Raw genomic sequence first — 14,339 nt, 5'->3', positions numbered from 1 at the left:
GTACAGATGTACCCAAAACACTATCTTTGCGCCTTCATTCAGGGATCATCCCAGAGCAGCTTCCCAATAAGCACCTCACTGTCGGCAAGACTGTTTGACTCTCTGACTATTTGACTCATTGACTTTTCCAGCATGACCTCCGCTCAGATCCGCCAAGCTTACCTCGACTTTTTCCGTTCCAAGGACCACAAAATCGTGCCCTCCGCACCAATTGTGAATAAGGACGACCCGAGCCTGATGTTCACCAACGCGGGCATGAACCAGTTCAAGGATTTTTTCCTGGGCGACAAGACCCCGGACCGCCGCCGCATCGCCGATACCCAAAAGTGTATGCGCGTAAGCGGTAAGCACAACGACCTCGAAGACGTAGGCCGCGACGGCACCCACCACACCATGTTCGAGATGCTCGGCAACTGGTCCATTGGCGATTACTTCAAAGAAGAAGCCATCGCCTGGAGCTGGGAGTTCCTCACTAAAACCATGGGCCTCGACCCCGAATGCCTCTACGCCACCATCTTTGAAGGTGCCCCGGACGAAGGCGTGCCGCGTGACGATGAAGCCTACGCCGAATGGCTCAAGGTCCTGCCCGCCGAGCGCATCCTCGAAGGCAACAAAAAAGATAACTTCTGGGAGATGGGTGACACTGGCCCCTGCGGCCCCTGTACCGAAATTCATTTCGACACCCGCAGCCCCGAAGAACGCGCTAAAGTAAATGGTCGCGATCTGGTGAACATTGACGACTCCGGCGTCGTAGAAATCTGGAACAACGTTTTTATCCAGTTCAACCGTAAAGCGGACGGCAAGCTCGAGAACCTACCCGAGCAGCACGTCGATACCGGAATGGGTTTCGAGCGCCTCTGTATGATCATGCAGGGCAAGGAAGCGACTTATGACACGGATGTGTTCACTCCCTTACTCCGGGAAATCGAACGCCTCACGGGCAAGACTTACGGCGGTTCTTATGCCGATGACGCCAAAGCCGACATGGCCATGCGCGTTATCGTAGACCACCTCCGCGCCGTGGCCTTTACCATTGCCGACGGGCAGCTGCCCGGTTCCGGCGGAGCTGGCTACGTCGTCCGCCGCATCCTGCGTCGCGCCGTCCGCTATGCTTATTCCTTCCTCGATCAGAAAGCACCCTTCATCAATAAACTGATGAAAACGCTGGTGCAGGAGATGGGCGACGCCTTCCCCGAGCTGAAGCAGCAGGAAGAGCAGATTACCCGGATTATCGAAAGTGAGGAAAAGTCGTTCCTGAACACATTGGAAAATGGGCTAACCCGCTTTGCGGACCTTGACTCTAAAGGAGGTGTCATCAGCGGACCGGATGTCTTCGAGCTCTACGACACCTTCGGTTTCCCGATCGACCTTACCCGCCTGCTCGCCACCGAGCAGGGCCTGACCATCGACGAGGCCGGCTTCGAAAAAGCCCTCGCCGAACAAAAAGCCCGCTCCCGCAAAGACGCCGCTAAGGAAGTTGGTGATTGGACTGTTCTCTCCGACGAAGACAGCGTCTTCATCGGTTACGACTACCTCTCCGACGCTGGCGCAAAAATCACGAAGTATCGCACCGTCAAGGTGAAAGACAAGCCCCAGTACCACGTCGTGCTGGATCGCACCCCCTTCTATGGCGAAAGTGGCGGACAGGCCGGTGACACCGGCTCCCTGCAAATTGCCGGAGAGACGATCTACGTCACCGACACCATCAAGGAGAATGACCTGACGGTCCACATCGTCAACAAGCTTCCGGCCAGCCCGGACGCGGACATCATCGCCGCCGTCAACGCTGACAAGCGGCAGGCCACCAGCCAGAACCACACGGCTGCTCACCTTATCCATGCGGCCCTGCACGAAATCCTGGGTGACCACGCCATCCAGAAAGGACAAGACGTGCGCGACAAACGGATGCGCTTCGACTTCAGCCACTACGAAGCGATGACGGATGAGCAAATCAAGCAGGTGGAAACGCTGGTCAACGAAAAAATCCGCCAGAACATTCCGTTGCTGGAACGACGCGATGTCCCCATTGCCGAAGCCAAAAACTCCGGCGCGATGATGCTCTTCGGCGAGAAGTATGGCGATGCGGTCCGCATTATTACCTTCGACCCCGACTTCAGCTCAGAACTCTGTGGCGGCACCCACGTGAAGCACACCGGGGAGTTGGGCTACTGCAAAATCACGGCCGAGGGCGGCGTTGCCGCGGGCATTCGCCGTATTGAAGCCGTCACTGGCGCGGCCGCTATGGCCTACGTCGATGAACGCCTGGCAACCCTGGCGGAAATCCGCACCCTCGTGAAGGGTAGTAGCAATCCGGTAAAATCCGTTGCTGACCTTCAGGACGAAAACCGCGCCCTGAAGAAAGAAATCGAGAAAATGCAGGCCGCTGCCGCTGGCAACGTTAAGGGAGACCTTGAAAAAGCCTTCGAAGACATCAACGGCGTCAACTTCCTGGCGGCCAAAGTTCCGCTTAGCGACGCCGCGGCCATCAAAACCCTTGCCTTCCAGCTTACGGGCGAGAACGAAAATGCTTTCGTGCTCCTCGGCAGCGAGAACGACGGTAAGGCACTGCTCACACTGGCCATCTCCAAAGGCATGGCCGGAGAGAAACTCAATGCTGGCACCATCATCCGTGAAATCGCCAAAAACATCAAAGGCGGCGGCGGTGGCCAACCCTTCTTTGCTACCGCAGGCGGCAAAGATCCGGGTGGTTTGGAAGCTGCCCTGGCCCAGGCAAAGCTTATCGTCGCAGGATAACTACCATCCGTAACGCAGGCCAAGCCCGGCCGACCAGGCTCTGTCTTCCGTTTCTGGAGAGATAAAGCCCTGCACGTTCAGTGTAAGGGTTAAGCGATCACTCACCGCCCGCTCCAAACCGGCGGAGACCGGAATAAATACTGCCGACTTCTTCTCCGTCGTAAAACGTTCGTCCACGCTTTGTGCTATACGGTCCGCACCAAAGTCAACGTCCATTTCATGACGGTAAAAATGGCTGCGGGTAGCGTAGGCCAGGCCAGTGCCGAAATACAGGTGACTACCGACAAGACTGATTAACCGATACCGTACGTTAACCCCGGCCGTAAGTACCTCAATTTCATTGTCAGCAGGGGCCTCAAAGATTTGCTCCACGGGATTGACATCGCTTACCCCAAAGATTACAAAGTCGTTTTCGTAGAGCGTCCCCTTCCCAAAAAGGTAATGGACAAAGGGCGCCAATTGTAGCCGTTCCGTCAACTGATAATTCAGTCCAAGAGACAGGTAGGGGACAATGTCGCTTTCGGTCACGTTTCCATTGGAGCGGTTATAATTCTGTCCCTCAATCGTATAAACAATCTCTTGAAAATCGGAGAAAGTCGTATAGGAACCAATACTTCCCTGAACCTCTACCGATAATCGATTATCCGTCTGGCCGCTCACGTAGGCACTGATCAACAATAAAAAAAGCAAAGAAACAACTGACTTAGACATGGGTATGGGTTTTTCGTTCTAATAGTGGAGAATTATCTCCTGATGAATACCGTAACTCTTTCCATAGTTAGGCTGGACTAATAACTCCACCAAAGCTTTAGCACTTTTTAACGGCACTCAATAATGACAATAATTATTTTTTAAGGATAGGGTTTCTGAGTATGCCCCGTAAAGCCAGCGCCAGCATCAAAATTCCTCAACATTACCAATGGGATCCTATCCATACAAACCTTATTACCCTAACGCTGCGAAGCAGCCTCCGCCCTTCTCCTCCATTCTGTGTGCTCTACGTGAAAAATCCCCCCTGCGAAGCAGCCCCTCCTTCTCTAATAGCGAAAATTCGCTACCTTGCCAAAAATTCCCAACAACATGACTTTCGAAGAATTCAACACCGGTGTCGTTAAAGCTGCCGAAAAAGCCCCTAATCTGGGCAAAAGCCTCCTGCTCAACCTCGATGAAGGTTTCATCCACATCGACATGACGCAAGAGCCTGCAGTGGTCACCAACGAGGAAAAAGAGGCTGACACCATCGTAACGACCAGCGTCGAGACCCTCGATGCCCTCCGCAAAGGGGACCTCAACCCCATGATGGCCATGATGGGCGGCAAGGTTAAAATCAAGGGCGACATGGGCCTCGCGATGAAGCTACAGGGCCTCCTGGGCTAATGCCACAAAGATTGCTTCAGCAATCATGCCACAAAACCTTAAAAGCGTGCCTGAATGTGGACACGCTTTAAGCGATCAGGGATCCGTTTTCGGGCAGCGATGCTTTGAGGACGAATCACTGATCGCTTTTTTTGCGCGGACGCAGGTGCCAAAAGCGGGTTTAAAAGCAGGGTTTCTGCAAAAAAACCGGGCTTCCGCCCGGTCTCCGACATTTTTTTCAAAAGCAAAAGTGCTTTTTATGCGTTAGGTTAGCGAAGTGCATCTACAGTGTACTACCTTTTACTGCTCCTGAGGCAACCTTTTCACAAAAAAACGCAGGGCGTTTTTCAAAGTCCCTCTCCCACACTACTGCGGGAAGGGCTTGGGGAGGGGGTTTCCGAAGCAAACCTGCCTTTTTATGCGCCTATTCTTACTCTTCCTGCTCGCCGCTCCACTTACTCTCCTGGCCACCCACAACCGGGCCGGCGAAATCATCGTTCGCTCCGCAGGTGATTGTGGTGACATCAACAACCAGTTACGGGCTTGCGCTACCATCATTACTTACACGGAGACCATCCAGACGGAGGTAGACCGGGACAGCCTCGTTATCTCCTGGGGAGACGGATCAACGGAAACCATTGCCAGAACCCGGGAGGTAAACCTTGGCGACGGTATTAAGCGAAACGAATACGAGATGTGCCACCGCTACTCCGGTTTCGGGCGGTATTTCATCAGCTTTCAGGACCAGAACCGGGTAGCGCAGGTCCTCAACATTGATGGCGGATCTTCCGTCAACATCCCCTTCAGCGTCTATACCGTCTACACCCTGTCTAACCCACTGCTCAATGGCTGTAACAGTACACCAGAGCTAACGCAGACCCCCATCGAGAATGCCTGTATCGGATCCGTCTGGACACACAACCCCGGTGCATTCGATGTGGACGGCGACAGTCTCGCCTTCGAGTTTACCGTTCCGCAGCGGGCACCTCAGGTTCCTATCCGTAATTATGTGCTACCGAATCAATTCGGCGGCAGCACCGGCTCCCTGACCATCAACCCTGAAACCGGCCAGATTACCTGGGATGCTCCGGCTATCTCCGGAGAATACAACCTGGCTTTTTTCATCAAGTCATTCCGAAATGGTATCCCGCTGGACACTGTGGTCAGAGACATGCAAATTTTCGTGGAAGAATGTGCTAACGACCCTCCGGAACTAGACATCCCTTTTGAAGAAATCTGTGTCATTGCCGGTGAGACCGTAGAATTCAACGTAACGGCTACGGCTCCCCTTACCGATACCGACCAGCGGGTCCGGCTGGAGGCCAGTGGCCGACCGTTTGATTTCCCACAGGATAGTGCGACCTTCCTCCCTAATCAGGATATCTACGTTACCGATCCGTTTACCAGAACCTTCCGGTGGGAGACCAACTGCTCCCACATCAGCAACCAACCCTATTTTGTCGTATTTCGGGCCGAAGATGACTTCTTTCAGGTCAGCGGTGTCGGCAGTCGGGAAGGAGGTCTGGCGACCCTCAGGACCGTTTCCATTAAAGTCGTCGCTCCGCCCCCCACCGGGCTTACCACTTTGGCCGATGACGAGTCTATCACCATCAGTTGGGATAAACCCTACGCCTGCGAAGATGAAGCTGATCCACTGTTCCTGGGTTTCACCGTCTGGCGCAGAGTAGGCAGTAATCCGTTCGTAGTTGACACTTGTGAAACCGGCCTCTCCGGCCGGGGATATACGAAGCTGACCCCAACAGAGACTATGGAAATGGAAGACGGCCGCTTCGTCTATATCGACGATGACATCGAACGGGGGCAAACTTATTGCTACCGCGTAGTGGCTCTGCTTGGCCGCCCCATTGCCAACCTGGGACTGATCTTTGAAGAGATCGAATCAATCCCTTCCGAAGAGGTCTGTGTTCAGCTGGCCAGGGATATACCCTTGCTGACTAAAGTGGACGTTACGGCTACCGGAGTAACCGATGGGGCTATCGACATCTGCTGGATATTACCCAACGCAGACGCCCTGGACACCTTGCTCAATACTGGCCCTTACCGCTACGTATTAAGTCGTGCAGAAGGGCAAACGGTTGATCCTTCCCAGTTCAGCGAGATAGCCTCCTTCAGTCGTCCTTTCTTTGGTTCAGCCGTTGACACCTGTTTATCCGATCTGAACATCAATACGGAAGCTCTTCCTTACTCCTACCGCATTGAGTTATTCGTAGAAAACGAGACAGAGCCCGTCGGGGAGGCACGCCCAGCCAGCAGCCTTCGTCTTAGCGGTTCGCCTACTGATGAGGCTAATGAGCTAAGCTGGAGCGCTAATGTCCCCTGGACGAATACCACCTACGATGTCTTCCGTCAGCTCCCCGGTGGAAGCACCTTTGAGTTCCTTGCCACGGTAACTGATCCTGCTTACCGGGACGAAGGCCTCACCAACGGCCTCGAGTACTGCTACTATATCCTTGCCTCCGGCACTTACAATATCGACAACATCCCCGCTCCCCTGCTCAACCGGAGTCAGGAGCTGTGCCTTATTCCAACGGATAACGTTCCCCCCTGCCCACCTGAGTTAACCGTCGTCAGTGTGTGTGACCGTGGGGTAGATTGCACCGTCACGGAAAACCTCTTCAACACCCTGAATTGGATATCCCCAATGGAAGTTTGCGGAGATATGGATGTTGCCGGATACCGCATTTATTTCAGCACAGACTCCTCCGCCACACCACAGTTCGTTGACGAAGTAAGTGGTAGTGATCAACTCACCTTTGATCACATCCCCGAAAATGGCATCACCGGTTGTTATACCCTGACGGCTTTTGATAATAATGGCAATGAGAGTAGCCCCAGTAACATCGTCTGTGTTTCCAACTGTCCTATTTACGAGCTGCCTAATGTCTTCACGCCCAACGCTGACAACCAAAACGACCTCTTTATACCCCGAAGTCGTTGCTTTATTGAAAGGGTAGAATTCAAAGTTTATAACCGTTGGGGCCAGCTCGTATTTGAAACCGAAGACCCCGCCATCAATTGGGACGGAACTAATCTGAACGGAGACATCCTGCCTTCAGGCTCCTACTACTACGTCGGTCAGATTTTTGAACAACGACTGGAAGGGGTTACGGCTTCACCAGACCCCATCAGCGGTTACATCGAACTGATTACCGGGGAGTAATTGTAGTGAGAGGCTGGTAACACGAATCAAGGGCCGAAATGCCCTTCAGCGCGCACTCCGACTCGCTCAGGGACCGGACCTGGTGAAACGGAGCCAGGGTCAACGTTCGGCAAGCTCAATGAGGGCAGCACTGAAGGGGAAGTAGTAGCCTTTAATTCGCATTGATAGCAGAATACGGCTACTAATCTATCCTGCTACTTCCCTTTCTCCCCATCCGGAAAAAACGTCATATTCTTCCATTCCTGTCTGATCACTTTCAACATACCAGGCTTCAGCCATAGCCCGTAGAGCAAGGCCGTAAAGAAGGTAAACATAGCGTAGACCAGGCTCGGCTTCAGCATCTGCTCGTTTTGTAGCAGCACGGAGGTGATCAGGAAAGCCAGGCTCGTATTTTGAATCCCTGCCTCTACCCCTAATGTAAGTTGGGCGTTCCGGCCAAAACCCAATGCACGGCCAAAAGCAAAGCCGGAGAGCAGGGCGGCTGCGTTTACCAGCAGCGATGCCGGTAAAATCTGATAGAGCTCAGGGAGTGTCAGGTTACTTCCTCCGGCGCTGGTGGGCGCAAGAAGTTTCAGGGTAAAAAGTGCCGCTAAAAGGAAAATGCTCAGCCACCGCAATCTCGGCTGCAAAAACGCAGCTTGCACCTGCCACCGGGCCCTGAAAAACATGCCCATGAAAACGGGAACCAAAACGATCAGGAATATGCTACCCGCTGTTGGCAAAACCGGCAATTGGCCTAATTCTCCGCCCGTTGAGAATTGATAAAGGCCCATGTTTACGATAACGGGAATCGTTATCATCGACAAAAATGTGTTGCAGATCGTCAGACTTACCGCTAAAGTTGTGTTCGCCCGCAATAAAAAACTGATAAAATTACTGGTGAGCCCTCCGGGGCAAGCGGCCAGCACAATCACCCCTACGGCGAAGTCTGACGGCAAGTCCAACAAAAAACAAACTACGAACGCAATTGCCGGTAAAACAAGCAATTGCAGGGCTAAACCGAGAAAAAGTACTCGTGGATTGCTGAACAATCGGCGAAAATTAACCGTTTGCAAACTCAGTCCAATGCTAAACATTACGAGGGCAAGAATCGTACCGATCAGCACATCTAGCATATTTTAAGTCTTTTTTCTTTGGTGTATCAGAATTAGCCGCTATTTTCGCAACTATAACTTTGTGTCTAAGGGGTCTTGTGACTTCCATCCGATACTAAGTTCAACACAAACACCATCTTTGGTGTTTCAAGATACTGAACGTTGGTACTTCCATCGTTGTAAAGATGTTAATAGGGTTTTAGGTGTTTATTTCTGGACCGGCTGCGCTTGCGCGACCGGTCTTTTTTTCATGTACCTACCAGATATGGTCCACCACGCATTTTTTCTTATAGTGTGTTAATCGCCTGTTTTTCGTCGTTTAAAAGCTGAAATAACGAGTGTAACGCTATAATTCCATCACCGCTGCTTCCAGTTCTTCGTACCAGGCCTCACCATATTTACGAATCAGGGCCGGGCGGGCAAACTCGAACACCCTGATTTTTTCCTTTGCTCCTTTTGTACAGGCGGCGGAACAAATATCCCAGCGGTCATAGTTCAATGCTTCAAAGCCAGCCTGCTTGTTTGCCTTAACCCGAATCGGATAGAGATGACAGCTAATGGGCTTCTTCCAGTCAATCTTTCCCGCCCGATGTGCCAGTTCAATGCCACATTGTGCCGTACCGAGCTCATCATAAGTCATATAAGCGCAGGCGGCATTATCGATCAAAGGGGTATCATGACCATCAGCCGTTTCGTTCTCGGTGTACAGCCCTTGTTCAGCAATGGCCGCCCGGCCGGCTGCTGAGAGCAGAGGTGCAACTTCAGGGTAGACCTCTTCCAGCCTGGCCAGCTCATCAGCTTCCAGCGGAGCGCCAAAATCACCCTCCCAGCAGCAAGCCCCTTTACAGGCGTTTAGGTCACAGGCAAATTGTTCCTCAACCACATCGTCGCTAACCAATACAGATCCAACCAGATACATACTATTACTTCTTGAACTGTTCACGAACGACGGGGGGAACCAACAGGTCCATCAACGCAGCATTTTCCGGACGATACTCCACAAAATACCAAAGTGACGAAGCACCGCGCTGTATGGCAAACATTGATTTCTTCACCACAACTTTAATGGTGGAGGTGTTGGGATCAACCGTTACCGAACCATAGTTCTTCTCCAGCATTCGTTGCATTCTGAGGATAAAATCTTCCGTTTTATACTCAGGGCTTAGCATTTTAAAGGAAATCCGGTGGTGGATATTTACGGGTGCATAGGCATCGTCATAATCCTTAACGATACGCCCGATATGATCAACGGTAAAATCAGAAAAAGAAACCTCCATATTATGGTCGGATCGAAGGCCCGCCAGTTGTTCGGCCATCATTTCCCGATCAACAATCTCAAATAATTGAGGGTCCGTCAGATCCAACAAAGCTTCCGTGTTCCAGCTCATGGTTTGACGGCCGTATTCGGCCAGTCTTTCCGCCAGCGGCGTATAGTCTGTTTCGGCCTGTCCCCACAGTCCGGAAGTAGTTAGTAAGAGCAACAGACAGAACAGATACTTTCCCAAATCAAAGATTTAATGTTCACAGTGTCAACTAAATATAAGCTGGGTGGCAAAGATAAGGAGTTCACGGGGCCAAAAGAGTAAGATTCAGGCTGAATTAGCTAATTTTCCGTTCATGTCCAGTCCCATTTCCAAAAATCCTCCCTGGCAGAATTTAGCGGAGTCCATTCAGGGTGAACTTCACCTTGACGAAGCCCATCGCATCCTGTATGCCACGGACGCCAGCGTCTATCGGCAACGCCCATTGGGCGTTGTCTTTCCACGTTCCGAAGAGGACATCGCGGCCTGCGTTCGTTTTGCGGGGGAGAACGCGCTGTCCATCACGCCAAGAGCCGGAGGTACGAGCCTGGCGGGACAGGCAATTGGCGGTGGCTTAGTGATCGACGTGAGCCGGTACCTGACCCGGATTCTGGAGATAAATACGGCCGAAGGTTACGCCATCGTGGAGCCCGGTGTTATCCGGGATCAGCTCAACGGTGCCCTCGCGCCCTTAGGCTACTGGTTCGGGCCCAACACCAGCACGGCCAACCGCTGCACTTTGGGCGGCATGTTCGGAAATAACAGCTGTGGCAGCACCAGCATTACGGTAGGCTCCACCCGGGAGCACGTGCTGGAGGCCCGGGCGGTACTGGCTGACGGAAGTGTGCATGATTTCGGGGCACTTCAGCAGGGGGCGCAAACGCAGGTGCAGGGTGAGGTAACTGAGCAAAGTGAAACCCTCCGGGCCGTTTATCAATTTCTCGAAACGACGCTGAAGGATCCAAACAGGCGACAGCAGATCGTCAAAGCCTTTCCGAAGGCCGCCGTCAGCCGCCGCAACACGGGCTACGCCCTCGATCTGCTGGCCCGGCAGGCTCCCTTCACGCCCGGTGGCCCTGCCTTTAACCTCTGTACGTTACTGGCCGGCTCGGAGGGAACTCTGGCCTTCACCACCCGGCTTAAGGTCAGGATACTGCCGTTGCCGCCGGCAGGAACTGCCGTCGCTGCCGTCCACTTCAGCAGCATCAACGGTGCCATGCGCGCTACCCAGGCCGCCATGCGGCATCAGCCCTTTATGTGTGAGCTGATGGATGACACCATCCTCCGCCTTGCCCGCACGAACCCCGATCAGGCGAAAAACGCGAACTTCGTCCAGGGAGACCCGCGTGCCATTTTACTCGTCGAGTTCAGAGCAAACACCGATGCCGAAGCGCTTCGCCTGGCCAAAGTCATGGAAGAAGACCTCGACACGGTTCAGGAGCTTCAGGGTAGCCTGATCACTACCGGCTACGTAAGTGGGGCCAGGAACGTCGCCAAAGCCTGGGCCCTCCGCTCCGCCGGCCTGGGCATTCTGGGGAATATGGTCGGCGATGCCAAAGCAGTAGCCTGCATCGAAGACACGGCCGTTGCGCTGCCGGACCTGGCGGACTACATCGACGATGTCGCCGAACTCATGAAGTTCTACGGGCAAAATGCCATTTACTACGCCCACGCCGGCGCGGGGGAAATCCACCTGCGTCCCGTGCTCAACCTGAAGACGACGAAAGGACGACAAGACTTTTACGCCATCACCCGTGACGTAGCCCGTCTGGTCAAAAAATACGGCGGCAGCCTGAGCGGTGAGCACGGCGACGGGCGGGTACGCGCGCCCTTCCTGCCGGAGATGCTCGGCCCGGAGGTATACCAACTCCTCCTGGAGCTCAAGCGGGCCTGGGACCCCGCCGGCATCTTCAACCCCGGCAAGATCGTAGAGGCCCCGCCGATGAACGAAGACCTGCGCTACGAAGCCGATGTCGCTACTCCGGACTACCCCACCCTACTCGATTTCAGCGCTGATGGCGGCCTGCTCCCTGCTATTGAAAAATGTAATGGCTCCGGAGACTGCCGTAAGCTATCCGGAGGAGCTATGTGCCCTTCCTACCGGGCCCTGCGTTCAGAACAACACAGCACCCGCGGCCGCGCCAACACCCTGCGCGAAGTATTAACCCGTAATCAGCACGATGATCCTTTCGCTCACCCCGCCCTCCAGGAGGCCCTCGACCTCTGCCTGAGTTGCAAAGCCTGCACCAGCGAATGCCCCAGCTCGGTGGACATGACCAACCTCAAGGCGGAATACCTCCACCAGAAAGGAAAGACCTCCCTCCGCACCCGCCTCATTGCGGCCAATGAAACGCTTTACACCCTGGGGGGAAAAGTACCCAGGCTGGCTAATTTTGGGCTGAAGCTCTTTAGCCCCGTCCTCAAAAAAGTGGCGGGGATTGCGCCAGCACGGTCTTTACCCGCTTTCCCTAAAAAAAGCCTGAGAGGATGGTTCAATGACCAAACAAGGAACGCCATGCGGTCCACTAATCCCCTCTCCTCCGGAGAGGGGTTGGGAAGAGGTGTCTATCTCTTCGGCGACGAATTCACCAACCTCCAGGACGTCCACGTCGGCCAGGCCACCGTCACCCTGCTGGAGCGACTCGGCTACCGGGTGCAATGGCCGGAGCACGCGACCAGCGGTCGCGCTCAGCTCAGCAAGGGCCTGCTACCCGCAGCACGCCAGCGGGCGAAAGCCAACGTAGCCCTTTTTTCGGGGCTGGTAAGCGAGGAGGCTCCACTGGTAGGCATCGAGCCCAGCGCCATCCTGGGTTTCCGCGATGAATACCCCAAACTACTGCGCGGAGAGCTGGCCGCTAAAGCCAAAGAACTTGCCCGCAACGTCTACACCCTCGATGAATTCCTCTTCCGGGAGTTCTCCGCCGGCCAGCTCGGGCCGGAAGATTTCGGGCCGGAAGCCGTCGACCTCGTCCTCCACGTCCACTGCCACGAAAAGGCCCTCGGCGACGCGGGCAAATGCGCGGCGGCCTTATCCCTGCCCACTAATTTTAACGTTCGGTTACTGGACAGTGGCTGCTGCGGCATGGCCGGCTCCTTCGGCTACGAAGCGGAACACTACGAGCTAAGCAAAACCATTGCGGAACAATCGCTGCTACGCCACTTGCGCGAATTGCCCCCGGAGACCGTCGTCGTTGCCTCCGGCACCAGCTGCCGGCATCAGGTAAAGGACTTGTTGGGGGTAAAGGCGGTGAGTACGGCGGAGGGCTTGTTGCGGAGTTGGGGATGATGATGGCCATCTTGATTTTCAGTTTGGCACTCCGCCATTCCTCACAACTATTCTGAAACTGAAATTACCGTTTTAATTTTCGTAAATTTGGAATAGGTATTTAAAAACTGTGTCAAATAATTTCACTTGAGTGAGAAGGTAAAATTCAGCTTTGATGTTCGCGGCTATCTAGTCCCTGAAGGCGAGAACGAATCTGATATCAACTCAATAAAAGAAGGCTTTGTAGACCCTTTTGACAACCACTCAACAAGGAAAGAGCTTTTTAAAGGACATGTCAGGTACAATGAAGATCTAAAAGATTTGCTTGAAAATCAATCCTACGAACAATGGATAGATGGCAGCTTTATCAGCCAGAAGGTTAATCCCAAAGACATAGACCTAGTAAGTTTCATAGATTACAACTTGGTGGACAAACTAGAAAGAGATCTTGAGAAATTCATTAAGTCAGCGGGAAGGAGCAACTATGGGGTTGACGGTTACGTTGTAAGGATATACCCTAAAGGTCATCCTCATTTTGTCAGAACAAAGTCTGATAAAATTTATTGGAGACACTGGTTCAGTACAACAAAGCCGGACCAAAAAAAACGGCGATATGGTAAAGGCTTCGTCAAGATAAAATTTTAATCATGGAAGGATTAGTTTCTGAAAAAGCGATTAGAGTTGCTGATGTTCTAGAACAGATTGACTCCGTCAACAGGATGATTTCAATTCATACTGATGACGAATTCATGAAGAGTCAATATGAGTTTAGAAGGAGGAATTTCATGGAGGAATTGAAAACGTATCTTGGCGAATTTGATGTTCAGCTGAAAGATGTTGCAGCATAGTACGATTGAAACAAGGCTAATGAGATTTATCCTACTGCTACTTTCGTTATGTTCTATCCCGTTCGTTTTCGCCCAATCATCCGGGAAACTTACTGACATGGCTTTCGACCAGGTAGTTTTCTACGATTACAACGACGGATTCCACGGAGAGCCAAGGCGGCTCTTTGATCGAGCAGGTAACCTTTCTGAGTTGGTCACTAAATCCGTTGAGCCCGAAGCGGAAGATGTAAAAGCCTTGCTTGCTGCATTAACTGAAAAATCGTCTTTTGGGCAAGCAGTTGTCTATTGCTTTGACCCTCATTTCGCCATAGTCTTTTACGAAAAAGGATGTAACGTACAGACCATTGAGGTCTGTCTTGACTGTAATCGAGTTGAGGCAGGATACCTACTGCCTGCGCAAAAGCAACATCCACAAGGAGAGGGAGATCGCTTATACTATGCCGGTAGCGGAATGAGTGAGAGCTTCCAGCTTTTCATCAATGATCTATTGATCAAATACGGGTTTTCTAACCAGTTATAGGCTCTAAATTTGACAATGCA

At 52.8% G+C, this 14,339-nt stretch carries 11 protein-coding genes; 7 read left to right on the top strand and 4 right to left on the bottom strand.

The window, feature by feature from the left end; translation table 11 throughout:
- Positions 1–132: 132 nt before the first annotated feature.
- Entirely contained in the window at positions 133–2,754 is a 2,622-nt protein-coding gene (gene alaS / locus BM123_RS13210) for an alanine--tRNA ligase (RefSeq protein WP_090169261.1), read from the top strand.
- On the opposite strand, the gene BM123_RS13205 is transcribed toward alaS, so the two are convergent.
- Positions 2,755–3,465 carry a hypothetical protein gene (locus tag BM123_RS13205; protein WP_090169259.1) on the bottom strand — a complete coding sequence of 237 codons (711 nt, stop codon included), beginning with the start codon at positions 3,463–3,465 and terminating at the stop codon, positions 2,755–2,757.
- Between the two features lie 348 nt (positions 3,466–3,813).
- Between BM123_RS13205 and BM123_RS13200 the strand changes: the two genes are divergently transcribed.
- Together BM123_RS13200 and BM123_RS13190 are read left to right on the top strand one after the other, a co-directional pair.
- Entirely contained in the window at positions 3,814–4,131 is a 318-nt protein-coding gene (locus BM123_RS13200; protein ID WP_245748552.1) for an SCP2 sterol-binding domain-containing protein, read from the top strand.
- A gap of 397 nt (positions 4,132–4,528) precedes the next feature.
- Complete coding sequence (locus BM123_RS13190) at positions 4,529–7,291, top strand: gliding motility-associated C-terminal domain-containing protein (protein ID WP_090169255.1); 2,763 nt, start codon at positions 4,529–4,531, stop codon at positions 7,289–7,291.
- A gap of 194 nt (positions 7,292–7,485) precedes the next feature.
- Here the strand turns inward: BM123_RS13190 and BM123_RS13185 are convergent, their stop codons facing one another.
- The 3 genes from BM123_RS13185 to BM123_RS13175 all read right to left on the bottom strand — a co-directional run bounded on the left by BM123_RS13185 (position 7,486) and on the right by BM123_RS13175 (position 9,890).
- Complete coding sequence (locus BM123_RS13185; protein ID WP_090169252.1) at positions 7,486–8,406, bottom strand: bile acid:sodium symporter family protein; 921 nt, start codon at positions 8,404–8,406, stop codon at positions 7,486–7,488.
- Between the two features lie 325 nt (positions 8,407–8,731).
- Entirely contained in the window at positions 8,732–9,304 is a 573-nt protein-coding gene (locus BM123_RS13180) for a DUF3109 family protein (protein WP_090169249.1), read from the bottom strand.
- Between the two features lie 4 nt (positions 9,305–9,308).
- Entirely contained in the window at positions 9,309–9,890 is a 582-nt protein-coding gene (locus BM123_RS13175) for a hypothetical protein (protein WP_090169247.1), read from the bottom strand.
- Between the two features lie 112 nt (positions 9,891–10,002).
- Here BM123_RS13175 and BM123_RS13170 point away from each other — a divergent pair, with 112 nt between their 5' ends.
- From BM123_RS13170 to BM123_RS13155, 4 genes are all read left to right on the top strand, one after another.
- Complete coding sequence (locus BM123_RS13170) at positions 10,003–12,972, top strand: FAD-binding and (Fe-S)-binding domain-containing protein (RefSeq protein WP_090169245.1); 2,970 nt, start codon at positions 10,003–10,005, stop codon at positions 12,970–12,972.
- A 126-nt stretch (positions 12,973–13,098) separates the two neighbouring features.
- Positions 13,099–13,596: a DUF6932 family protein gene (locus tag BM123_RS13165; RefSeq protein WP_090169243.1), complete on the top strand. Its 498-nt coding sequence runs from the start codon at positions 13,099–13,101 to the stop codon at positions 13,594–13,596.
- Between the two features lie 2 nt (positions 13,597–13,598).
- Positions 13,599–13,799 carry a hypothetical protein gene (locus tag BM123_RS13160; protein ID WP_090169241.1) on the top strand — a complete coding sequence of 67 codons (201 nt, stop codon included), beginning with the start codon at positions 13,599–13,601 and terminating at the stop codon, positions 13,797–13,799.
- Between the two features lie 97 nt (positions 13,800–13,896).
- A complete protein-coding gene (locus BM123_RS13155) occupies positions 13,897–14,319 on the top strand; it encodes a hypothetical protein (protein WP_139211882.1) in 423 nt (140 codons plus the stop codon).
- Positions 14,320–14,339 lie beyond the last annotated feature (20 nt).

The sequence above is a fragment of the Neolewinella agarilytica genome, from assembly GCF_900110645.1.
Lineage (GTDB): Bacteria > Bacteroidota > Bacteroidia > Chitinophagales > Saprospiraceae > Neolewinella > Neolewinella agarilytica.
The sequence above is the reverse complement of the archived record's forward strand: the minus strand, read 5'-3'. Positions and strand labels throughout refer to the sequence as shown.